Annotated in this window: 24 protein-coding genes; 16 read left to right on the forward strand and 8 right to left on the reverse strand. The window is 66.6% G+C overall.

Annotation, left to right across the window (positions count from 1 at the left end; genetic code table 11):
* On the reverse strand, positions 1-677 hold a 677-nt coding region (gene arsH, locus HCU64_RS21065; protein WP_325170007.1), incomplete at its 3' end, for an arsenical resistance protein ArsH.
* Positions 678-727: 50 nt separating this feature from the next.
* Between arsH and HCU64_RS21070 the strand changes: the two genes are divergently transcribed.
* The 11 genes from HCU64_RS21070 to HCU64_RS21120 all read left to right on the forward strand — a co-directional run bounded on the left by HCU64_RS21070 (position 728) and on the right by HCU64_RS21120 (position 12,113).
* Positions 728-1,087 carry an ArsR/SmtB family transcription factor gene (locus HCU64_RS21070; RefSeq protein WP_233386223.1) on the forward strand — a complete coding sequence of 120 codons (360 nt, stop codon included), beginning with the start codon at positions 728-730 and terminating at the stop codon, positions 1,085-1,087.
* Positions 1,080-1,607 (forward strand): arsenate reductase ArsC, encoded by a 528-nt coding sequence (locus HCU64_RS21075; RefSeq protein ID WP_233386224.1) that lies wholly within the window; start codon positions 1,080-1,082, stop codon positions 1,605-1,607. The genes HCU64_RS21070 and HCU64_RS21075 overlap by 8 nt, the downstream gene beginning before the upstream one ends.
* Positions 1,604-2,032, forward strand: a complete 429-nt coding sequence (arsC, locus tag HCU64_RS21080) for an arsenate reductase (glutaredoxin) (protein ID WP_233386225.1) — start codon at positions 1,604-1,606, stop codon at positions 2,030-2,032. Before HCU64_RS21075 ends, arsC begins: the two co-directional genes overlap by 4 nt.
* Before the next feature lie 34 nt (positions 2,033-2,066).
* Entirely contained in the window at positions 2,067-3,380 is a 1,314-nt protein-coding gene (locus HCU64_RS21085) for an arsenic transporter (protein ID WP_233386226.1), read from the forward strand.
* Positions 3,377-4,249 (forward strand): substrate-binding domain-containing protein, encoded by an 873-nt coding sequence (locus HCU64_RS21090; protein ID WP_233386228.1) that lies wholly within the window; start codon positions 3,377-3,379, stop codon positions 4,247-4,249. Before HCU64_RS21085 ends, HCU64_RS21090 begins: the two co-directional genes overlap by 4 nt.
* The gene (locus tag HCU64_RS21095) at positions 4,246-5,697 is read left to right on the forward strand and encodes a sensor histidine kinase (protein WP_233386230.1); all 1,452 of its coding nucleotides are present in this window, start codon (positions 4,246-4,248) and stop codon (positions 5,695-5,697) included. Before HCU64_RS21090 ends, HCU64_RS21095 begins: the two co-directional genes overlap by 4 nt.
* Complete coding sequence (locus tag HCU64_RS21100) at positions 5,687-7,036, forward strand: sigma-54-dependent transcriptional regulator (protein WP_233386231.1); 1,350 nt, start codon at positions 5,687-5,689, stop codon at positions 7,034-7,036. Before HCU64_RS21095 ends, HCU64_RS21100 begins: the two co-directional genes overlap by 11 nt.
* A gap of 21 nt (positions 7,037-7,057) precedes the next feature.
* Complete coding sequence (locus tag HCU64_RS21105; RefSeq protein ID WP_233386232.1) at positions 7,058-8,434, forward strand: FAD-dependent oxidoreductase; 1,377 nt, start codon at positions 7,058-7,060, stop codon at positions 8,432-8,434.
* A gap of 207 nt (positions 8,435-8,641) precedes the next feature.
* Positions 8,642-9,166 (forward strand): arsenate reductase (azurin) small subunit, encoded by a 525-nt coding sequence (locus HCU64_RS21110; RefSeq protein WP_233386233.1) that lies wholly within the window; start codon positions 8,642-8,644, stop codon positions 9,164-9,166.
* A gap of 13 nt (positions 9,167-9,179) precedes the next feature.
* Positions 9,180-11,792, forward strand: a complete 2,613-nt coding sequence (locus HCU64_RS21115; protein WP_233386234.1) for an arsenate reductase (azurin) large subunit — start codon at positions 9,180-9,182, stop codon at positions 11,790-11,792.
* 114 nt (positions 11,793-11,906) lie between these two features.
* The gene (locus tag HCU64_RS21120) at positions 11,907-12,113 is read left to right on the forward strand and encodes a hypothetical protein (RefSeq protein WP_233386235.1); all 207 of its coding nucleotides are present in this window, start codon (positions 11,907-11,909) and stop codon (positions 12,111-12,113) included.
* Positions 12,114-12,193: 80 nt separating this feature from the next.
* On the opposite strand, the gene HCU64_RS21125 is transcribed toward HCU64_RS21120, so the two are convergent.
* From HCU64_RS21125 to pstS, 7 genes are all read right to left on the reverse strand, one after another.
* Complete coding sequence (locus HCU64_RS21125) at positions 12,194-12,565, reverse strand: hypothetical protein (RefSeq protein WP_233386236.1); 372 nt, start codon at positions 12,563-12,565, stop codon at positions 12,194-12,196.
* A 31-nt stretch (positions 12,566-12,596) separates the two neighbouring features.
* The gene (gene phoB, locus HCU64_RS21130; protein WP_233386237.1) at positions 12,597-13,301 is read right to left on the reverse strand and encodes a phosphate regulon transcriptional regulator PhoB; all 705 of its coding nucleotides are present in this window, start codon (positions 13,299-13,301) and stop codon (positions 12,597-12,599) included.
* A 12-nt stretch (positions 13,302-13,313) separates the two neighbouring features.
* Complete coding sequence (gene phoU / locus HCU64_RS21135) at positions 13,314-14,042, reverse strand: phosphate signaling complex protein PhoU (protein ID WP_233386239.1); 729 nt, start codon at positions 14,040-14,042, stop codon at positions 13,314-13,316.
* A gap of 109 nt (positions 14,043-14,151) precedes the next feature.
* Complete coding sequence (gene pstB, locus HCU64_RS21140; protein WP_233386241.1) at positions 14,152-14,967, reverse strand: phosphate ABC transporter ATP-binding protein PstB; 816 nt, start codon at positions 14,965-14,967, stop codon at positions 14,152-14,154.
* Positions 14,964-15,863, reverse strand: a complete 900-nt coding sequence (pstA, locus tag HCU64_RS21145) for a phosphate ABC transporter permease PstA (protein ID WP_233386242.1) — start codon at positions 15,861-15,863, stop codon at positions 14,964-14,966. The genes pstB and pstA overlap by 4 nt, the downstream gene beginning before the upstream one ends.
* A 19-nt stretch (positions 15,864-15,882) precedes the next feature.
* Positions 15,883-16,857 carry a phosphate ABC transporter permease subunit PstC gene (pstC, locus tag HCU64_RS21150; RefSeq protein ID WP_442785996.1) on the reverse strand — a complete coding sequence of 325 codons (975 nt, stop codon included), beginning with the start codon at positions 16,855-16,857 and terminating at the stop codon, positions 15,883-15,885.
* Between the two features lie 48 nt (positions 16,858-16,905).
* Positions 16,906-17,940: a phosphate ABC transporter substrate-binding protein PstS gene (gene pstS / locus HCU64_RS21155; RefSeq protein WP_233386243.1), complete on the reverse strand. Its 1,035-nt coding sequence runs from the start codon at positions 17,938-17,940 to the stop codon at positions 16,906-16,908.
* A 268-nt stretch (positions 17,941-18,208) separates the two neighbouring features.
* Here pstS and HCU64_RS21160 point away from each other — a divergent pair, with 268 nt between their 5' ends.
* The 5 genes from HCU64_RS21160 to HCU64_RS21180 all read left to right on the forward strand — a co-directional run bounded on the left by HCU64_RS21160 (position 18,209) and on the right by HCU64_RS21180 (position 22,550).
* Positions 18,209-18,523, forward strand: coding sequence for an ArsR/SmtB family transcription factor (locus HCU64_RS21160; protein WP_233386353.1), 315 nt, complete (start codon positions 18,209-18,211; stop codon positions 18,521-18,523).
* Between the two features lie 58 nt (positions 18,524-18,581).
* Entirely contained in the window at positions 18,582-19,958 is a 1,377-nt protein-coding gene (locus tag HCU64_RS21165) for an FAD-dependent oxidoreductase (RefSeq protein ID WP_233386244.1), read from the forward strand.
* Positions 19,955-21,115, forward strand: a complete 1,161-nt coding sequence (locus tag HCU64_RS21170) for an MFS transporter (protein WP_233386245.1) — start codon at positions 19,955-19,957, stop codon at positions 21,113-21,115. Before HCU64_RS21165 ends, HCU64_RS21170 begins: the two co-directional genes overlap by 4 nt.
* 82 nt (positions 21,116-21,197) lie before the next feature.
* Positions 21,198-21,992 (forward strand): sulfite exporter TauE/SafE family protein, encoded by a 795-nt coding sequence (locus HCU64_RS21175; RefSeq protein WP_233386246.1) that lies wholly within the window; start codon positions 21,198-21,200, stop codon positions 21,990-21,992.
* A gap of 165 nt (positions 21,993-22,157) precedes the next feature.
* Positions 22,158-22,550: a hypothetical protein gene (locus HCU64_RS21180; RefSeq protein WP_233386247.1), complete on the forward strand. Its 393-nt coding sequence runs from the start codon at positions 22,158-22,160 to the stop codon at positions 22,548-22,550.
* Positions 22,551-22,556 lie beyond the last annotated feature (6 nt).

Consider the following 22,556-nt stretch of genomic DNA (forward strand, 5'->3'; position numbering starts at 1 on the left):
CTGTAGCGATCGACGAGGTAGCCAGCCCGCTCGCGGGTCAGAAGGGTGAACTTCACCAACTCCTCGCAGACGTCGACGACCCGGTCGTATAGCGGTCCCGGCCTCATCCGGCCGGCCTCGTCGAACTCCTTGTAGGCCATCGGCACCGACGACTGGTTCGGGATGGTGATCATCCGCATCCAGCGTCCTAAGACGCGGAGTGAGTTCACTGCGTTGAAGCTCTGCGACCCGCCGGACACCTGCATGACAGCGAGCGTCCGGCCCTGCGTCGGCCGCACCGATCCCTCCGAGAGGGGTAGCCAGTCGATCTGGCTCTTGATCACGCCCGTCAGGTTGCCATGCCGCTCCGGGCTCACCCACACGTGACCTTCCGACCAAATTGAAAGGTTGCGTAGCTCCTGCACCTTCGGATGGTCGGCGGTGGCGTCGTCGGGAAGCGGCAGTCCGTGCGCGTCGTAGATCCGGACATCGCCGCCCATGGCTTCCAGCAGCCGTGCGGCCTCGTAGGCCAGGAACCGGGAGAACGACCGCTCGCGCAGCGAACCGTAGAGGATCAGGAAGCGTGGCGCGTGCCGGAAACGTTCGCGAAGGTCGAGGTGACCATTGGTCGGCACCTCGAAATGCGCTTCGTCCAGGTTCGGCATTCCGTCGGTGAAGGGCTGTCGGGGCTTGTCCACGCGTCGATGATCCTCTACATCTCAAAACGTATTGAGATATTGGAGTGCCGATGGACGAACGGCAAGCCCTTTCCGCCTTCGCGGCGTTGGCTCAGGAACATCGCCTCCGGATCGTCCGTCACCTGGTGACGGCCGGCCCTGACGGCCTTGCGGCCGGCGTGCTCGCGAATGCCATCGGCGTCTCGACGTCGAACCTCTCGTTCCATCTGAAGGAACTCGACCGTTCCGGGCTGATCGAGGCCAGGCGCGACGGTCGCTCGATCATCTACAGCGCCGTCTATCCGGCGCTCTCGGGCCTCATCGAATTCCTGATGCGCGACTGCTGCCAGGGCAGGCCCGAGGTCTGCGCCCCGGCCGTCGCCGCCCTGTCCGCCTGCTGCAACCCTACCGGAGAGACCGCCCATGTCTGACCGCGTCTACAACGTCCTGTTCCTCTGCACCGGCAACTCCGCCCGCTCCATCCTCGCCGAGGCGATGCTGGCGAAGCACGGCCACGGGCGCTTCCGCGCGTTCTCGGCGGGCAGCCAGCCGAAGGCCGAGGTCAACCCGCTCGCAATCCGGATCCTGCGCGAATCCGAGTATCCGACCGAAGGGTTGCGCTCGAAATCCTGGGACGAGTTTTCGAGCCCGGATGCACCCGTGATGGATTTCGTCTTCACGGTCTGTGACAACGCCGCGGGAGAGGCCTGCCCGTACTGGCCCGGCCAGCCGGTCACGGCCCATTGGGGCATCGAGGATCCAGCCGCCGTCGAAGGCAGCGAGATGGACCGCCGCGCGGCCTTCGTCACCGCCCAGCGGTACCTCAAGAACCGGATTTCGGCGTTCCTGGCGCTGCCGATGGCCAGTCTCGATCAGGTATCGCTCGCCGCCCAGGTCCGCGAAATCGGCCACATGGCAGGCGCAACCTCCGGACGCCCGGAGGTCGCATGACGGACGTCGTGATCTACCACAATCCGGATTGCGGAACCTCGCGGAACACCCTGGCGCTCATCCGCAATGCCGGGATCGAGCCCCATGTGATCGAGTACCTCAAGACTCCGCCGAGCCGGACGATGGTGCGTCGGCTCGCGGAGCGCGCCGGCATCACGGTCCGGGATCTTCTGCGGGAGAAGGGCACGCCCTATGCCGAGCTCGGTCTCGGCGACCCGGAGCTGTCCGACGATCGGCTGCTCGATGCCATCGGCGAGCATCCGATCCTGATGAACCGGCCCGTCGTGGTGACACCCAAGGGCGGGCGTCTCTGCCGCCCGTCCGAAGCGGTGCTCGACCTGCTCCCGCCCCAGCAGGGCGCGTTCGTCAAGGAGGACGGCGAGCGCGTCGTCGACGAACACGGTCGCCGCGTCGCCACCGCCTGAACCCTCGTCCCGCCAAGAACAAGAAACGGCTTAGATGCTCGCGTTCACCATCTTCATCGTCACTCTCGTCTTTGTCATCTGGCAGCCGAAGGGCCTCGGCATCGGCTGGAGCGCCCTGGCGGGCGCAGCCGTCGCCCTGGCTCTAGGCGTAATCCATCCCGGCGACATTCCGACGGTCTGGCACATCGTCTGGGACGCGACCTTCACCTTCGTCGCACTGATCATCATCTCGCTGCTGCTCGACGAGGCCGGCTTCTTCCACTGGGCGGCGCTCCACATCGCCCGCTTCGGCGGAGGCCGGGGCCGGCTCCTGTTCCCGCTCGTCATCCTGCTCGGCGCCGCCATCGCGGCGGTGTTCGCCAACGACGGCGCCGCGCTGCTCCTGACGCCCATCGTGCTGGCCATCCTCATCCGCCTCGACTTCAAGCCGGCGGCGGCCATGGCCTTCATCATCGCCTGCGGGTTCGTGGCCGATTCGACCAGCCTGCCGCTGGTCATCTCGAACCTCGTGAACATCGTGAGCGCCAACTACTTCGGCGTCTCGTTCGGCCGCTACGCGGCGGTCATGGTGCCGGTGAACCTGGTTTCGCTCGCGGCGACCCTGGTCGTCCTCTGGCTGTTCTACCGGCGGGACATCCCTGCGGCCTATCCGGTGGACCACCTCGAAGCGCCTCGGTCGGCCGTCAAGGACCCGGTCGTGTTCAAGGCGGCGTTCCCCCTGCTCGCCCTGCTGTTGGCGGCCTACTTCGTCACCGCGCCGTTCGAGGTCCCGGTCTCGGTCGTGACGGGCACGGGAGCCCTCGTGCTCCTCGCCCTGGCCGGCCGATGGTTCGCGGGCGGCGACAGTGGCGTCATCCCGATCCGAAAGGTGCTCGCAGGCGCGCCCTGGCAGATCGTTCTGTTCAGCATCGGCATGTACCTCGTCGTCTACGGGCTCAAGAACGCCGGCTTGACCGACCATCTCGCACGCGGTCTCGCATGGCTCGCCGACCAAGGCCCGTGGGTCGCCACGGTCGGCACGGGCTTTGCCGCGGCCATCATCTCCTCGGTGATGAACAACATGCCGAGCGTGCTGCTCGGGGCGCTCTCGATCCAGCAGGCGCCGGACCTGTCGCCTCTGACGCGCGAACTCATGGTCTACGCCAACGTGATCGGCTGTGACCTGGGACCGAAATTCACCCCCATCGGCAGCCTCGCGACGCTATTGTGGCTGCACGTGCTGGCCGGCAAGGGCCAGAAGATCGGATGGGGCCAGTACATGAAGGTCGGTCTCGTGATCACGCCGCCGGTCCTGCTGGTCACCCTCCTCGCGCTGGCCCTCTGGCTTCCGGTGCTGGGGCCGCAATGACGCCGTGGCGGCCATCGCGCAGGGAAATCCTGCCGGCCGCCATGGCCCTCTGCGCCATGCCCTCGATCGGGCGTGGCGCGGCGAGGACGGACGAGATCCGGTTCGGCCTTACGCCGGTCTGCCTGACCTCGGACCTCGAACTCCTGGCGCGGCTCAAATCCTATCTGGAGCGCGTCCTCGGCCAGCCCGTGCGGCTCGTCACGCGGCGCACCTACCAGGAGATCACGTCGCTTCTGATCTCCGGCGAACTCGAAGCCGCGTGGATCTGCGGCTTCCCGCTGGTCGCAGCCCGCTCGAGGCTCGCCCTCGGCGCCGTCCCCGTATGGCGAGGGCGGCCATTGTATCAATCCTACCTCATCACGTCCCGGGACCGACAAGCCGATGGTCTTACCGACCTCGGCGGTGACATCCACGCCTTTTCCGACCCGGACAGCAACAGCGGTTGGTTGGTCACGGCGGCCGAACTCACGGCAGTCGGACAATCGCCCGACCGGTTCTTCAGCCGGACCTTCTTCGCTTGGGGGCATCGGAACGTCGTGCGCGCGGTCGGCTCCGGGCTGGCCGACAGCGGCAGCGTCGACGGCTACGTCTACGAGGTGATGCGCGAGACGGAACCGTCGTTGATCGAACGGACCCGCATCGTGCGCGCGTCGGAATGGCTCGCCTTTCCTCCCGTGGCATTCGCCTCCTCGGCGGCGCAATCCGAGATGGCCGTCCGCTTCCGGTCCGCACTGACGCGGATGGCCGACGACGCCGATGGCCGCGTGGTCCTCGGCATGTTGCGTCTCGACGGCTTCCGGCAGGAAGACATCGCGATCTACGGCCCCATCGCCGCCAAGATCGCCGCGGTCCGGGGGCTGCCGGAATGAGGGCGCGCCCGCTACCGGTGGCGGCGAAGCTGCCTGTCGTCGTCGTGGTCTTCATGGCGAGCGTGGCGACCATCGTATCGTGGCAGGTCCTCGATCGCCTCGACGAGGCTCAGACCCGTCGGCTGCGCGATGTCGCAGCCGCCCATCTCGACGGTCTCGCCGCGGCGCTCACCGATCCGGTCATCCGCGAGGACGTCTGGGAAGTCTACGACGCCCTCGATCGCAGCCGCCAGGATCATGCCGGGCTCCGACCGACCGACACCGTCGTCGCGTCCCGTGACGACCGCATCATCGCTGCTTCGGATCCCAAGACCTTCCGGTCGTGGGCCGCGCTGCCGTCTCAGTTCCTGACCGAGGCGGCGCCGGCCCAGGCCCTCGGCATCCGTACCGACGGCGGCAAGGCGCTCGCGAAGCGGAATCTCTCCTCGGGTGGTCAACCGGTCGGAACCGTCTACGCCACCTTCGATCTCGCTCCGCTCGCGGCCGAGCGGCGCGCGGTACAGTGGACGCTGCTCGCGACGAACCTCGGTATCACCGTCGGCCTCGCCATCCTCGCCTGGCTGACGGTCAGGCATATGACGAGGTCGCTCCGGACCCTGTCCCGCCATCTGCAGGCGGAACCCGGCGACGGCATCGTTCCCATCCCGACCGAAGAGGCTCGCCGGGTCGGCGCCGAAGGGCGGCACCTCTACGCGGCGTTCAATGCGATGGCGGAAGCCGTTCGAGAGAGACAGGTCCTCGCTCGACGCCTGGCCGAGGAGGAGCGCCACGCGAGCCTCGGCCGCCTGGCTTCCGGCATGGCTCACGAGATCAACAACCCGTTGGGCGGCCTGTTCACCGCAATCGACACGCTGAAGGCGCACGGAGACCGTCCCGACGTACGCCGCCGCAGTCTCGACCTCGTCGAGCGCGGCCTGAAGGGCATCCGCGACGTGGTGCGCGCCACGCTCGTCACACACCGCATCGACCGGGAAGAGCGCGACCTTGCGCCGGCCGATCTCGACGACCTTCGATTGCTCGTCGGACCGGAGATTGGTCGCCGCGGATTGGTTCTCACCTGGGACAACGCCCTCGATCGGCCCGTCGCAGTCCCGGCGATGCCCCTGCGTCAGGTGGTGCTCAACCTGCTGCTGAACGCCGCGCAGGCGACGCCTCCGGACGGGGAGGTGTCGCTGGCGGCCATCGTCGACGACGACGTCCTGATCATCACCGTCTGGGATGCCGGGCCCGGCCTGGATGGGCATGGGCAGGCGGTCCTTGCCGGCCGTGAGGACGGCGGAACGGCGGGTGGTCCCGGCAACGGGCTGGGCCTGCCGCTGGTCCGGCGCCTCGTCATCGAGATGGGCGGCACCGTTGCCTCCACGATCCGCGATGCCGGCGGTACCGCTGTCCGGGTCGCCGTGCCTGTCCGCAGGACCGTTCCCGACAGGCTCGCCGATGTCGCTTGAGGGACGGACGATCACACTGATCGAGGACGATCCCATCATGGGGGAGTCTCTGGTCGACCGCCTCACGCTGGAAGGCGCCACGGTCCGATGGTTGAAGGGTTGCGCCGCGGCGGTCGCGGAGCTCCGGTTCGGAACCACGGACCTCGTGATATCCGACATCCGTCTGCCGGACGGCACCGGCGAAGAGGTCTTCGGAGCGGTATCGGCGTTTACGGACGTGCCGCCATTCCTGTTCATCACCGGTCATGGCGACATCGACCAGGCCGTGAGGCTGATGCGGGCAGGCGCGGGCGACTATCTGACCAAACCCTTCGAGATGACGGTCTTCCTCGGTCGGGTGGAGCAACTCCTGAGGCCGCTTGAACGTCCGGGCACACCGGTCCTCGGGGTGTCGCCAGGCATGATCGAGGTCGAGCGCCTCCTTCGACGGATCGGCCGCATCTCCTCCACCGTCCTGCTCACCGGGGAGACCGGCGTCGGCAAGGAAGTCTGCGCGAGGTTCCTTCACGGCTTGCGTGCACCGGATCCCGGACCGTTCGTTGCGGTGAACTGCGCCGCCATTCCCAAGGATCTGATGGAGAGCGAACTTCTCGGGCACGAGAAGGGAGCCTTCACCGGGGCGGCGACGCGGCACCTCGGCTACGCGGAACGAGCGCGCAACGGCATCCTGTTCCTCGACGAGATCGGCGAGCTCGACCTGAAGCTGCAGGCCAAGCTCCTGCGCCTGATCGAGGATCGGTCGTTCCACAGGGTCGGCGGCGAAATTGCGGTTCCGCTGGGCGCCCGGTTGGTCTGCGCCACCAACGCCGATCTCACGGAACGCGTGAAGGCAGGTACTTTCCGCGAAGACCTTTACTACCGCATCAACGTCCTCACGGTCCCCATTCCTCCCTTGAGGATGCGACCGGACGACGTCGAATGGCTCGCCACGCGCCTGCTGGACACCCTGGCCGCCGATCTCGGGTCCGACGTCGCCGGCATAGGGTCGCTGGCGATGGGGGAACTGCGTGCCCATTCGTGGCCAGGGAACGCGCGCGAACTTCGGAACCGGATCGAGCGCGCCGTCGCACTCGCGCCCGGTCGCTACCTGATGACCGGCGACCTCTTCCCGGACAGGGTGGCGACTGGCGAGCGGTCCGTGAGGGCCGTGTCCTTGGAAGCGGCTCGCGACGAGGCCGAAAGCCGGGAGATCCGGCGTGCGCTGGCCGATGCCGAGGGTGGCATCGCCGCCGCGGCGGCCGCCCTGGGCATCTCGCGGACGACCATGTGGGAGAAGATGCGCCGCCTCGGAATCGACGCGTCGTCCGACGCCAGGCCGGAGCCCGGCCGACGCCCATGATCACGAGAGGGGAGACTTGGCATGCACCTTGTCATCGTCGGAGGCAGCGACGCCGGAATCAGCGCCGCGTTGCGCGCCCGGGAGATCGACCCCGACATCAGGATCTCGCTCCTTCTCGCCGACGACTTCCCGAACTTCAGCATCTGCGGATTGCCGTACTACCTCGGCGGCGAAACCCCGGATTGGCATGACCTCGCCCATCGCACCGAGTTTCCCGGCATCGACATCCTGCACCGGCATCGGGCGCTGTCCATCGACGCGGCCGCCAAGACCATCGAGGTCGAGCATGACGGCCGGACCGGAACGATGGGCTACGACCGCCTGGTCATCGCCACGGGCGCGGCTCCGGCCTTGCCGGATATCCCGGGCGCCGAGCGGGACGGCGTATACCTGCTGCAAACCATGCGGGACAGTTTCGCCATCCATCGCCATCTGACCGAGCGGGCGCCGAGGAAGGCCGTAGTGATCGGGGGCGGCTACATCGGGCTCGAGATGGCCGAGGCGCTGACGACGCGCGGGCTCGACGTCACGTTGTTGAGCCGTACGCCGACGGTCCATCCCACCGTGGATGCCGCATTCGGAGGAATGGTCGCGGACGAGCTTCGTGGCCACGGCGTCCGTGTCGAGACCGGTGTCGGCGCCACGCGGATCGATCGCGGAGCCGACACCGCCTTGTCCGTCATGGACACGACCGGCGCGACGCATCCTACGGACCTCGTGATCCTCGCGGTCGGCGTACGGCCGGCCAGCGACCTTGCCGGCGCGGCCGGCGCTCGGCTCGGGACACGGGGGGCCATCGCCGTGAACAGGCGGATGGAAACGAGCCTGCCCGACGTCCTCGCGGCCGGCGACTGCGTCGAGACATACCACCGCCTGCTCGGGGAGCGCGTGTACATCTCGCTCGGTACCCTTTCGCACAAGCAAGGCCGGGTGGCCGGCGAGAACGCGGTCGGCGGCGACAGGATGTTCGCGGGCGCGCTGGGAACGCAGAGCCTGAAGGTGTTCGACCTCGTGATCGCCCGAACCGGACTGCTCGACGGCGAGGCGCGTGACGCCGGCTTCGATCCGTTCACGGTCGTCTTCGACGCGGACGACCACAAGGCGTACTATCCCGGTTCGGTCAGGCTGCACCTGCGGATCACCGGAGACCGCAACAGCGGCCGCCTGCTCGGCGCCCAGATCCTCGGACGGCGCACGGCCGAGATCTCGAAGCGAATCGATATCGTGGCTACCGCGCTATTCCAGGAGGCCACGGTCGAGGACCTCAACGACCTGGACCTAAGCTACACCCCACCGCTCAGCAGCCCATGGGACCCGATCCAGATGGCGGCGCAGGCGTGGGGCACCGCGGTGGCGATGGCGGCCAGGTCCGACGTCGGGTGTGGCGACACCAGCTGAGGCGATCTCACCGACGCCAGTTGTTGCAACAAGCCCGGGACACGTTCGGACATCCAAACGTCGATGCCGCGCGACGTTCGGATGTCCGGTCGCACGTACTCGGACTGATCGCATAAAGCCGTTGTTTCCGAGACGCTTAGCTAAACTCGACGAATGGCACGCGCCCTGCGGAGGGAGCCCAAAGCCCAAACGCGTCGGGAGGTCCTCATGAAGCGCTGCGGTCTGTTGGTCGATGTCGGCCGAAGGAAGTTCCTGTCCGGCGCGGGCGTCGTCGCGGCGGGTGCCGCCGCTACGACGGTCATGGCAGCCCAGCCCACCAAGGCGGCCACGCCGACCGCACGGGTCGCCTATCCCCGGAGCCGGCTCGCCAACCTGAAGGACCTCAAGCCGAACGAGCCCTTCGACGTCGCCTACCCGGACGCAGACGCGCCAGGCGTACTGATCAAGCTGGGCCGCGCCGTTCCAGGCGGCGCCGGTCCCGACCGGGACATCGTCGGCTTCAGCACCGCCTGCCCGCACAAGGGCTTCCCTCTCCACTACAACGCCGAGCGGCGAACCCTGAACTGCCCGGGCCACTACTCGGTCTTCGACTGCGAAGCCGGAGGTCAGGAGACCTGGGGGCACGCCACCCAGAACCTCCCTCAGTACGCGCTCGTCGTGGACGACAAGGGCGACGTCGCCGCCGAAGGCGTCGACGAATTGATCTACGGCCGCCTGTCGAACGTGCTCTGAGGGGGAATCCGAGATGGCCTACAAGAGACAGATCGACCGGCTGCCCATCATCCCGGCCGACGCCAGGAAGCACAACGTCACCTGCCATTACTGCATCGTCGGGTGTGGATACCATGCCTACACCTGGGACATCGACAAGCAGGGAACCGCGGATGCGGGGGGCAACGTCTTCCAGACGGATCTGACGCAGCAGCAGGGGGCCAACACCGAGGCCTGGTACGCCCCGTCGATGTACAACATCGTCCGCCAGGACGGGCGCGACGTGCATCTCGTCATCAAGCCGGACAATGCGTGCGAGGTGAACTCCGGGCTCGGCTCGATCCGAGGCGCGCGCATGGCCGAGATGACGCATTCGGCGGTCCGGAACACCGAGCGCCAGCGCCTCATGGATCCGATGGTCTGGCGCTACGGCCAGATGCAGCCGACGAGCTGGGACGACGCGCTCGATCTCGTCGCCCGCGTCACGACGGCCGTCATCGCCCAGAAGGGCGAGGACGGGCTGTTCGTGTCCGTCTACGACCACGGCGGGGCCGGCGGCGGCTACGAGAACACCTGGGGCACCGGCAAGCTCTACTTCGGCGCCATGAAGGTGCGGAACATCCGCATCCACAACCGTCCGGCCTACAATTCCGAGGTCCACGCGACCCGGGACATGGGCGTGGGCGAGCTGAACAACTGCTACGAGGACGCCGAGCTCGCCGACACGATCCTCGTCGTCGGCGCCAACCCGCTGGAAGCGCAGACCAACTACTTCCTCAACCACTGGGTGCCGAACTTGAACGGCGGCTCGCTGGACAAGAAGAAGCAGCAATTGCCTGGCGAGCCCCATGCCCAGGGGCGGATCATCATCGTCGACCCGCGCCGCACGGTCTCGGTCAACGCCTGCGAGGTCGAGGCAGGTCCCGGGAACGTCCTGCACCTGCCCATCAACTCCGGCACCGACCTCGTCCTGCTCAACGCCTGGTTCACGTACATTGCCGACAAGGGCTGGACCGACGCCGACTTCATCAAAGGCTCGACCAAGGAGTTCGAGAAGGCACGCACGGCCAACCGGATAAGCCTGGAAGAAGCCGCGGGTCTCACGGGCCTGTCGGTGGATCAGATCCGCAAGGGAGCCGAGTGGATCGCGCAGCCCAAGGAGGGCGGCCATCGCCGCCGAACCATGCTGGCCTACGAGAAGGGCCTGATCTGGGGCAACGACAACTACCGGACCAACGGCGCCATCGTGAACATCGCCCTCGCCACCGGCAACATCGGGCGGCCCGGCGGCGGCTGCGTCCGGCTCGGCGGCCACCAGGAGGGCTACGCTCGTCCCTCCGACGCCCATATCGGCCGACCGGCCCCATACGTCGACAAGCTGCTGATCGAGGGTGGTGGAGGCGTCCACCACATCTGGGGCTGCGACCACTACAAGACGACGCTGAACGCGCTCCAGTTCAAGACCGTCTACAAGCGCCGGACCGACATCGTGAAGGACGCCATGTCGGGCGTGCCGTGGGGCGACCGCAAGACGATGGTCGCCGCGATCGTCGCGGCAATCGACAAGGGCGGCCTGTTCTCCGTCGACGTCGACATCGTCCCGACCCAGATCGGCCAGGGCTCCCACGTATGGCTTCCGGCGGCGACGTCGGGTGAGATGAACCTCACCTCAATGAACGGCGAGCGACGCCTGCGCCTGACCGAACGCTACATGGATCCGCCCGGGCGCTCGATGCCGGATTGCCTGATCGCGGCACGTCTCGCCAATCACATGGAGCGGGTGTTCCGGGAGATGGGCAAGGCGGACATCGCCGAACGCTTCAAGGGCTTCGATTGGAAGACCGAGGAGGACGCGTTCATGGACGGCTACCACCGCCATGAGAAGGGCGGCGAGTTCGTCACCTACGCCCGCCTGCGGGCCATGGGCACGAACGGCGTTCAGGAGCCGGCCGTAGGCCTGGAAGGCGACCCGGTGACGCCCAGCGCAACCACCGGCCAGGACAAGGGGGCCGTCGTGCAGGGGTCGGCCATCGAGGCCGCGCGGGGCAAGGAGCCGGCACAGGCCGCCTCCGGGCACGAGGCCCAGGCCGGTTCTGCGCCGACGGACACCCGCCGCATCATCGGTACCAAGCGCCTCTACGCCGACGGAAAGTTCACTTCGAAGGACGGCAAGGCGAGCTTCCACGAGACCGCATGGCGCGGCCTCCAGGCCTCGGGCAAGGAGGCGGAGAAGACGAAGTTCCCCTTCCTCATCAACAACGGCCGGGCCAACCATATCTGGCAAAGCGCCTATCTCGATCAGGGCAACGACTTCGTCATGGACCGGTATCCATGGCCGACCATCGAGATGCATCCGCAGGACATCGCCGACCTGAAACTCAAGGCCGGCGACCTCGTGGAGGTCTTCAACGACAACGGCTCGACCCAGGCGATGGTCTACCCGACCGAGCGGGCGAAGCCGAAGCAGACCTTCATGCTGTTCGGATTCCCGACGGGCGTGCAGGGCAACACGGTGTCCTCGGGCGTCAACGAGTTCGTGATCCCGAACTTCAAGCAGACCTGGGGCAACGTCCGGAAGATCGCCGACGCTCCGGAGGGGATGGCAGGCCACTCGTTCAAGAGCCAGGACTATGCCGCGCCGTCCTGATCCGATGATGCCGGCCATCGGTGCCTCTGAGAGGCCCATGACGACGATCGTCCCGGGGTGCGGAGAATGACGGTGCGCAAATCGCGTTCTCAAGTCCCTTCGGTTCCACGATCGGTGGCGGATTGCGAGCCGAAGTCACGCGATGCCGCGCGGCGGCTGGCCGACGCCGTCGTGACCGTCGTCGTCGGATTGGCGGTCGCCTACGGGGCGGCCTTGAGCGGACCTCCCCACAGCGAACTGGCCTGGCTGCACGGTCTTCTGGGCGGTCTCGGAGCAGCGGTCTTCATGCGATACTTCGCGGACGCAATCTGGCGCAGATGATCACGCCTCCCGAGCGGCAGCCGCGCCGGACCGTGTCGACGAGACGACCTACCGGCGTTCCTGTGCGGGTCGCGGTGCGATCATTCGCCGGTCCTGCCGGCGGCGAAGAACTCGGAGAGTTGCCCGGCCACGACCCTGTCGACGGCATACCGGCAGATGCCGGTGTCGGCATCCTTGCGAACGTCGAGCATCCTCTCCGCCGTCAGCACATGGAGGTTGCGTAGAACGTTGCTATGCAGGTCCTTGATGCCGAGCGCGATTTCCTGGGAGGTCAGGTGTTCCGGCTCGTGCACGAGGTACGCGTAGAGGAGGAAGCGCTTCTCCTGGGAGAGCGTCGAAAGCTTCCTCTGGATCTGTGCGAGGTTCGACGGCTCTTGTGTGGAATTTCCGCCGAGGGCTGCGTCGATGGCGCGCTCGAGACGTCTTCTGGCGAGCGGGCGGGTCGGTTCCATCCACACGGGATCGATAAGCCGCGCCTCCAAGTCAACCGGTCGCCTGATAGAACATCTCGTCGAACGAATAGCCGGAGCCGCGTACGGTCCGGATCGGGTCGTTCTGCTTCGGCCGGTTGATGGCCTTGCGCAGGCGGCCGACATGGACGTCGACGGTGCGTTCGTCGATGTAGACGTCGTGGCCCCATACGCCGTCGAGGAGTTGCTCGCGCGAGTACACCCGGCCGGGGCTGCGCATCAGGAATTCCAGAAGCTTGAACTCGGTCGGACCGAGGTGGATCTCCCGATTTGCCCGACGGATGCGGTGGCTGGCCCGATCCAGTTCGAGGTCGCCGGCGATCAGGACGTTGGCCAGATGCGACGGCTTTGTCCTCCGGAGCAGAGCGCGCACCCGCGCGAGAAGCTCCGGTACCGAGAACGGTTTCGTGATGTAGTCGTCGGCACCCGTGGAAAGTCCGCGAACGCGGTCGCCTTCCTCGCCCCGGGCGGTGAGCATGATGACCGGCAGCGTGTGCGTTTCGGCGCGGGCGCGGATGCGGCGGCAGACTTCGATGCCCGACAGGCCCGGAAGCATCCAGTCCAGGAGAACGAGATCCGGCAGATGTTCGCGCAGGCGCAACTCGGCCTCGTCGCCTCGCGCGACGCAATCGACCTCGAAGCCTTCCGCCTCGAGATTGTAGCGTAGGAGCGTGGTGAGGGATTCCTCGTCCTCGACTAACAGGATGCGTGCATTCATGATCTAGCCGGATCAGACCCCTTGGGCGTTCGCCTCGTGCGGCACGGTGGCGTAGTTCGAGGCATCGTCCTTGGGGCGATCCTCGTCCAGGGCCTGGCCGGTGACGAGATAGTGGATCGTCTCGGCGACGTTGGTGGTGTGGTCGCCGATGCGCTCGACGTTCTTGGCGCAGAACAGCAGGTGCGTGCAGAACGAGATGTTGCGCGGATCCTCCATCATGTAGGTCAGGAGCTCGCGGAACAGCGAGTTGTAGAGAGCGTCGACGGCGCCGTCGCGCTCCCAGACGTCGTGGGCGGCGTCGAGGTTGCGGCTGGCATAGGCGTCGAGCACGTCCTTGAGCTGCTCCTGCACCAGGTCGCTCATGTGCTGCACGCCGAGCACGATCTTCTGCGGTTGCGTTTCCTCGCTGATGGCGACGACGCGCTTGGCGATGTTCTTGGCGTGGTCGCCGATGCGCTCCAGATCGTTCGAGACCCGGATCGCCGAAACCGTCTCGCGCAGATCGACGGCGATCGGCTGACGCCTCGCGATGATGAGGATCGCGCTCTCCTCGATCTGACGCTGAAGCACGTCCAGGCGCTTGTCGGCGGCGATCACGGCCCGGGCGAGGGTCGCGTCGCGGCGGACCAGGGCGTCGGTCGCCTCGGCCATCATCTTTTCGGCGATGCCGCCCATCTCCGAGATGGTCCTGCGCAGACCTTCGAGGTCCTGGTCGTAGGAACTGACGATGTGATCGCCCATGGTCACTGTCCTCGCCCGAGATGCCCCAAGGGGGCGTTGTTCCGGTGACGACCGTCGCTTCGACGGCCGTCGGTGCTGATTCCGTCCATTCCGTCGGCGATGGCTGCTCTCACCCGAACCGGCCCGTGATGTAGTCCTGGGTCTGGCGCTGCTCCGGGCTCATGAAGATGCGGGGCGTCGGACCGAACTCGATGACTTCGCCGAGATACATGAACGTCGTGAACTGCGAGATACGGGCGGCCTGCTGCATGTTGTGGGTCACGATCACGATCGTGAACTCGCTCTTCAATTGTTCGATCAACTCCTCGATCTTGCCGGTCGAGATTGGATCGAGCGCGGAGGTCGGCTCGTCGAACAGGATGATCTCGGGCTTCTGGGCGATGGTCCGGGCGATGCAGAGACGCTGTTGTTGGCCACCCGAAAGACCCATGCCGGATTGCTTGAGCTTGTCCTTCACCTCGGTCCAGAGGGCGCTTCTGCGGAGCGCCTGCTCGACGCGGTCGTCGAGCTCGGATTTCGGCAACCTTTCGTTGAGGCGAAGACCGAAGGCGACGTTGTCGTAGATCGACATGGGGAACGGCGTGGGCTTCTGGAACACCATGCCGATGCGGGCGCGCAGTTCGTTCAGGTCGAGCCGGGGGTCGAGGATGTTGCGGCCGTCGAAGATGATCTCGCCCTCGGCGCGCTGCTCCGGATAGAGACTGTAGATCCGGTTGAAGGTCCGGAGAAGCGTCGACTTCCCGCAGCCCGAGGGGCCGATCAATGCCGTGACCTGGCGATCGTAGAAGCTGAGGTTGATCTTCTTCAGGCCGTGGAACTGGCCGTAATAGAAATCCAGGTTCTTGACCGACATGCGGACACGCGCGCGGTCGTTGGCGTCGGCATGGCCGACGGTGGTCTGGGTCGTGATCGGGGCGGCACTCATCGGGCGTTGTCCCTTCCAAGCGCATAGCGGGCGGTGACGGAGAAGAGGAGAATGGCGGCTGTGATGATCAGGGCGCCGGCCCAAGCCAGCTGACGCCAGTTCTCGTAGGGCGCGGAGGCGAACTGGAAGATCGTCACGGGCAGGTTCGGGATCCCGCCGATCAGTTGGGGACCGAACCACGAATTGTTGTTCAGCGCCGTGAACAGCAGGGGGGCCGTTTCGCCGGCGATGCGGGCGAGTGCGAGCAGGATGCCGGTGACGATACCCGCCCGCGCCGCCCGCCACGTCACCCGCTGCGTCACCATCGACGTCGGAGCACCGAGTGCGACGCCTGCTTCCCGCAGCGTACCTGGAACGAGGCCGAGCATGTCGTCGGTGGTGCGCACGATGACCGGAAGGGCGATGATGGCGAGCGCGATGGCGCCGGCCCAGCCCGAGTAGGTGCCCATCGGTTGGACGACGAGGGTGTAGACGAACAGCCCGATGAGGATGGACGGCGCCGACAGCAGAATGTCGTTGAGGAACCCGATGAGGGCCGCCAGCTTCGAGCCGCGGCCGTACTCCGCGAGGTAAGTGCCGGCGAGAACCCCGATCGGGGTGGCCACGGCGATCCCCAGGAAGGTCAGGACGAAGCTGCCGACGATGGCGTTCGCCAATCCCCCGCCTTCGGAGCCGGGACCAGGCGTCGCCTGGGTGAAGACGGACCAGGACAGGGAAGAGCCGCCCTGGATGATCAGCATGCCGAGGATCCAGAACAGGACCACGACCGATATGCCCGTGGCGATCCACGCGCTCGCCTTCAGGACCTTGTCGGCGATCCGTCGGGAGCCTCTGACGCGCCCCCAGGCCGAAGGGACGTCGGATGCAATCGGGGGCAGCGGAGGTTCTGCGTGCATGGTTGCGTTTCCCACCTTCTCAGACCGCCTTCATGCGGGCGACGAGCAGCCGCGCGACGACGAGGACCACGAAGGTCACGAGGAACAGGATGCAGCCGGTCGCGATCAGGGCGTTCATCTGCAGGCCGATGGCCTCGTTGAACTCGTTGGCGATGCGTGAGGCGATGGTCGAGCCCGGGTCGAGGATCGAGGTCGAGAGGCGGTTGGCGTTTCCGATCACGAAGGTGACCGCCATCGTCTCTCCCAGCGCGCGACCGAGGCCGAGCATGATCGCGCCGATGATCGAGACGCCGGCTTGGGGCACCAGCACGTAGCGGACGACCTCCCAGGTCGTGCAGCCGATGCCGTAGGCGCTCTCCCGGAGGACGGTTGGGATCTGGGCGAGCATGTCACGGGCGATGGAGGCGATGAAGGGTACGATCATGAAGGCGAGGATGATGCCCGCCGTCGCGACGCCGAGGCCGGTGGGGGACCGCGCGTAGAGGATCGTCCCGACGATCGGCAGCCCCTCGGTGACGTTCGAGACCGGCACTTGGAAGTACTCGGCGAACAGGGGCACGAAGATGAAGAGGCCCCACATGCCGTAGATGATGCTCGGCACGGCCGCGAGAAGTTCGATGGCCGTCGCGACCGGCGTTCTGATCCAGCGCGGAGCGAGCTGGGTCAGGAAGATTGCGACGCCGAGCGACAGCGGCACGCCGATGGCCAGCGCGATGACGGCGGAGGACAGGGTTCCGGCGATGGCCGGCCATGCACCGTATTGGTCGGACTGGGTATCCCAGGCGGATCCCGTGAAGAACCCGAGACCGAAGGCCCGGAAGGCCGGCCACCCGCCGATCACCATCGAGAGGAGGATGCCCGCGAGAACCGCGAGCACCAGGAGCGCCGAGGACAGGCAGAGGGCGCGGAAGATCGTGTTCCGGGTCGAGAGGGACATCGTACGGCCGCGCGCCGCCGTCTCGGTGTAGACCACCGTTTCAGTTCCTGCGGACATGTCCTCTCTCCCGTCCCTAAGCATCCGGACCTTCGCTATCGTCCAGGGCTAGAACAGCGGCTTGCCGCCGGCGTCCTTGATCTCGGCCTTCCAAACGGCGCGGACCTGATCCTTCACGTTCGCCGGCAGCGGAACGTATTCGAGATCGGTGGCGAGCTTGTCGCCGTTCGCATAGGCCCAATCGAAGAACTTGAGCGCGGCGGCCGAGCCTTCGGGCTTGTCGCTCTTCTTGTGCATGAGGATGAAGGTGGCCGATGTGACGGGCCATGCCTTCTCGCCGGGCTGGTTGTTCAGGATGATGCCGAAACCGGGCGCTTCCTTCCAGTTGGCGTTGACCGCCGCTGCCTGGAACGACTCGATCTCCGGCACCGGATACTTGCCGTCCTTGTTCTGGATCAGCGCGTACGCGAGCTTGTTCTGCTTGGCGTAGGCGTATTCTACGTAGCCGATCGAGTTCGGCACCTGCTTGACGGTCGCGGTTACGCCCTCGTTGCCCTTGCCGCCGACTCCGACGGGCCAGCTCACCGAGGTGTTCGCGCCGACCGTCGTCTTCCACTCGTCGGAGACGCGGGAGAGGTAGTCGGTCCAGACGAAGGTCGTGCCCGAGCCGTCCGAGCGGTAGACGACGTTGATGCCTGCGCTCGGAAGCTTCAGGTCGGGGTTGAGCTCCTTGATCTTGGCGTCGTCCCACTTCTTGATCTTGCCGAGGTAGATGTCGGCAAGGACCGCTCCGCTCAGCTTCAACTGGCGAGCTTCGATGCCCGGTACGCTGATCGCCGGAACCTCGGCGCCGATGGCGGAGGGGAACTGCGCGAGTCCGTCCTTTTCGAGGTCCGCGCCCTTGAGGGGCATGTCCGAAGCGCCGAAGTCGACCGTGTTCGCCTTGATCTGACGGATGCCGCCGCCGGAGCCGATGGACTGGTAGTTGAGGCCGTTGCCGGTGGCGGCCTTATAGGCCTCGGCCCACTTCGAGTAGAGCGGGAACGGGAAGGTCGCGCCGGCGCCGGTGATGTCGGCAGCTGCGGCCATGCCGACGGAAGCCATGCCGATTCCGGCGATGGCTGCGAGTGTCCGAAATTTCATGTGTGTCTCCCGATGGAGAGTGCGTCGAGGCTACGAGCGGGCGAGCCGCATCCTGCGAGGACCGCGCCCGGTGCCCCGTCGTCGCGAGGCTTTATGATTGCTCCACGACAGTTCGATGACGCACGCGACGTCGGACCGGGCGCGTTCGGAGCTGCCGGTGGAAAAGGAGCCCATCCGCAAAATCGCACATCCGATCCGAACGTTGCCTCATGCTACGGAGGGCGAATCGGAGGTTGACCGACCCGGCCGTTTTCGACATCTTATTTCCATGGATATCGAAATTGCAGCCAAGCAGCTCGAGGCGCTCGGTAGCGCGACCCGTCTGCGGGTGTATCGTGCTCTCGTCCGGGCCGGCCATGCGGGTCTGCCTGTACGACAGCTGCAGGAGCGGATCGGCATTCCGGCTTCGACTCTGTCGCATCATCTCCACCGCCTGATCCAGACCGGGCTCGTCGTGCAGGAACGTCAGGCCACCACCTTGATATGCCGGGCGGTGTATCCGGCCATGCGCTCCCTGGTCGGTTTCCTCGTCGACGAATGCTGCGTCGAGGAACGTTGCGGTCAGGCTGGAAAAGCAGCCTGAAGCGCCCCTTTTTTTCGAATGGTAATTCGATAATTCCGAAATAACAGGAGAACGTGCGATGAGCGATCTGGGACACCTGCCGATAGTCGTCGTCGGCGCCGGACCGGTCGGGCTCGCCGCCGCCGCGCATCTCGTCGGACGCGGCCTGGACGTGAAGGTCTACGAGGCGGAGGACACGGTGGGTGCCCATGTTCGGCAATGGGGGCATGTGAGGTTGTTCTCGTCCTGGAAGTACAACGTCGACGCCGCCGCGCGCGATCTCCTGGAGAAGGACGGCTGGCAGGAGCCGGACGGCGAGGGCTACCCGACGGGCGCGGAACTGGTTGAGAGGTATCTGGTCCCGCTATCGCGCACGCCGGAGCTGGGCCCCGTGATCGAGACCGGACTGCGCGTGGCAGGGATCGGACGCGAAGGTCTCGACAAGGCGAACAGCCGCGGGCGGGCCGAGCGGCCCTTCGTGCTCACCCTGGTGGATACGGCCGGCGGGACTCGACAGATCCGGGCACGGGCCGTCATCGACGCTGCGGGCACATGGGGGACGCCGAACCCCCTCGGCGCCGATGGGCGACCTGCCGCGGGAGAGATCGATGCATCTGAAGCCGTCGCATACGGGATCCCGGACGTCCTCGGGCGAGACAGGGCCACCTATGCCGGCCGCACGACCGTGGTCGTTGGTGCCGGCCATTCGGCGGCGAACGTCCTGATCGATCTGGCGCGATTGGCCGAGGATGCGCCAGGCACCGCGTCGCTATGGGTGACCCGCGGCAGCAATCTCGCTCGCGTGTACGGCGGAGGTTCTGCCGATCAACTGGCCGAACGCGGCGCCCTCGGTGGCCGTCTGCGGGTGCTCGTGCAGGATGGTAGGCTGACGCTCGTGACGGGGTTCGCGGTGTCGGGCGTCGTCCGGGCAGGCGCGCGCTTTCAGCTCTCGGGGGAAACCGCGGACGGTCGGCGCATGCTCGATCCGGTCGACCGGATCATAGTGGCCACCGGCCAACGGCCGGATCTAGGGCCGACTCGGGAACTGCGCCTCGATCTCGACCCCGGCCTGGAGAGCGTTCGGTCGCTCGGCCCTCTCATCGACCCCAATCTGCATTCCTGCGGCTCTGTCCCACCGCATGGACATCGGCAACTCTCTCACCCCGAGCCGGGCTTCTACACGGTCGGGATCAAGTCGTACGGCCGGGCACCGACGTTTTTGATGATGACCGGCTACGAACAGGTACGGTCCGTGGCAGCCGCCTTGGCAGGGGACCTGATCGCTGCCGACGATGTCCATCTCACTCTTCCGGAAACGGGTGTCTGCACGTTGCTGGCCGACCAGCCGGATGCCGCCTGTTGTGGTCCCTCATCCGACGGCCACGCAGCCGCTGCCCCCGGCCGTCCTCCAACTCTCGAACCGAGGACGACATCCTGCTGCGGCACGGCGGCATGACCAGGCATCGTCGCCTTGTCGTCATCGGCGCCCTCGGCGTGGTGCAGATCCTGACATGGGGATCGTCGTTCTATCTCCTGGCGGTCTTGAGCCAGCCCATGTCAACGGACACCGGCTGGCCTCTCTCCTGGATCATCGGCGGCCTATCTGCGGGTCTGCTGACAGCCGGGTTGATCTCGCCGCGTGTAGGGGCGTTCGTCGGGCGGCGCGGCGGGCGCCCGGTGCTCGCGTGCGCCGCAGTGCTCCTGGCCGCCGGCTTGACGATCTTGGGCCTCGCGCCGACCATGCCGGTCTTCGTCGCCGGTTGGCTCGTCATGGGGCTGGGGATGGGCACCGGGCTCTACGATCCGGCCTTTGCCACGCTCGGCCGGCTCTTCGGCGCCGAGGCTCGATCGGCCATAACCACGCTGACCCTTTGGGGCGGGTTCGCCAGCACCGTCTGCTGGCCTCTCTCGGCCTTCCTCGTGGAACAGGTCGGCTGGCGAGGCACCTGCTTCACCTACGCGGTACTGCACGTCGTCCTCACTCTGCCTTTGGTTCTGGGCCTGATCCCATCGGCACCTGCCTCGAGGGAGGGAACGGAAGTCATAGAGGAGGCGGTTCAGCTCACGTCCCGCGAGCGTCGGGCATTCCTCCTGATGGCCGGTGTGCTCGTGCTGGGGGGCACCGTGATGACGCTGGTGTCGGTGCACTTGATCACCCTCCTTCAAGCTCGGGGCGTCGCGCTCGCAACGGCCGTGTCCTACGGCGCCCTCATCGGCCCTTCGCAGGTGGCTGCCCGCATCCTGGAGATGGCGAACAAGGGCCGGCATCACCCGCTCTGGACACTGACGTCGGCAATGGCGCTGGTGGCGCTCGGGGTGGGTATCCTGGCGGCGGGTGTGCCCGCTGTAGGGATCGCTCTCGTACTCTACGGGGCAGGAAACGGGATCTATTCGATCGCGCGGGGGACGGTGCCGCTCGTGCTTTTTGGACCTGAACGCTATCCAGCCCTGGTCGGGCGCCTGGCGCGACCGAGCCTCATCGCCCAGGCGGTGGCGCCGTCGCTCGGTGCAGCGGCTCTCAGCCTTGGCGGTGCGAACACCGCCTATGGTCTCCTCGCGGCGCTGGCCGTAACGAACGTCGCGTTTGCCTGCGCTCTGTGGACGGCCCGGTAGTACGGCCCCTTCGTGCGATTGATCTCGATGCAGGTGATAACTAACGCGACAGCATGATCGCTCGACCCCATCGGATCTCCGGATGATCGAACGCGTGCGACAGGGGATGCCGGCCGCTTTCGCCGGAGGAGGCGCCATCGGCCTCCTCGGCGGCATGATCGGCCTAGGAGGCGCGGAATTCCGGCTACCGCTGCTGATCGGGGCATTCGGCTTTCCGGCTCTTGAAGCGGTCATCCTCAACAAGGCGATGTCGCTCGTCGTAGTCGCGAGCGCGCTCCCGTTTCGTTCGCAGACCGTGCCCTTCGTCGAAGTCGGGGCGAACTGGCTGGTGGTCGCGAACCTCCTTTGCGGCAGCCTGGCGGGCGCTTGGCTCGGGGCCGGCTGGGCAACCCGCCTGCGTTCGGAAACCCTCTACAAGGTCATCGCCGTGATGCTCGTCGGCATCGCCGGCGTCCTGCTGCTTGGGCATGGCTCGGAGGGGGCACCAGCCGTCCTGTCGGGTGCCGCCCAGGTTGCGGCGGGGGTGGCCGTCGGTTTCCTGATCGGCGTCGTGGCTGCGGTGCTCGGTGTCGCCGGCGGCGAGTTGCTGATCCCGACTATCGTTCTACTCTACGGTGCCGACATCAAGCTCGCCGGAAGCCTGTCGTTGGCCGTCTCACTTCCGACAATGCTGATCGCGTTCGCCCGCTACAGCCGGGACGGTAGCTTCGCCGTGATCAGGCGCGAACGCTCCTTTGCTTTGACCATGGCCGCCGGCTCGGTTGCGGGTGCCTTCGCCGGCGGATACCTGCTCGGACTGGTCCCAGGCGCGATCCTGCTGCCGCTGCTAGCCACCATCCTGCTGGTCTCGGCCTGGAAGGTCTGGCGACACCAGTAAGATTCGACCTCATCATCCGCTCAGCAAGCCTTGACCGCTCCTTCCTGAAATCAATCCTTGACCTTCCCACGGTGGGAAGCGTTACCAACCATTCAGCGTCGCATCTCAGCGTTCCGTTGGATCGGCACGCTTCATACGGTTCGTGAAAACTGGCATCATGGCGTCGTGACGTTCTGGATGACCCTACGGCGGCTGCTTCCGCTCCTCGCGGTCCTCGGCCTCGCCCTCGCTCCGGTGACCGCTTCTGCGGCTGCCGCCGGCATGCGCGCGCCAATCGCGATGCAGGGTGACACCATGGTGATGCCCGACGAGGACATGGACGGCATGGCGGTTGCCATGGACGACATGCCCTGCTGCCCGCAGGAAACCCCGGCGATGCCGGATTGCTCCAAGGGTTGCCCTCTCATGGCGCTTTGCCTGGCGAAGGTGGCCTCCGGGCTTCCCGTCGGCATCGGTCTGCTCACTCGGGCGGCCATCGTCGCGGAGCCTGCCTGGCGCGAGACTGCCGACTTCGACAGCGTCTCGCCGTCTCCGTCTCCCGAGCCCCCTCGATCCTGAACCCGA

Origin of the sequence: Methylobacterium sp. C25 (assembly GCF_021352225.1) — a bacterium.
Classification (GTDB): domain Bacteria; phylum Pseudomonadota; class Alphaproteobacteria; order Rhizobiales; family Beijerinckiaceae; genus Methylobacterium.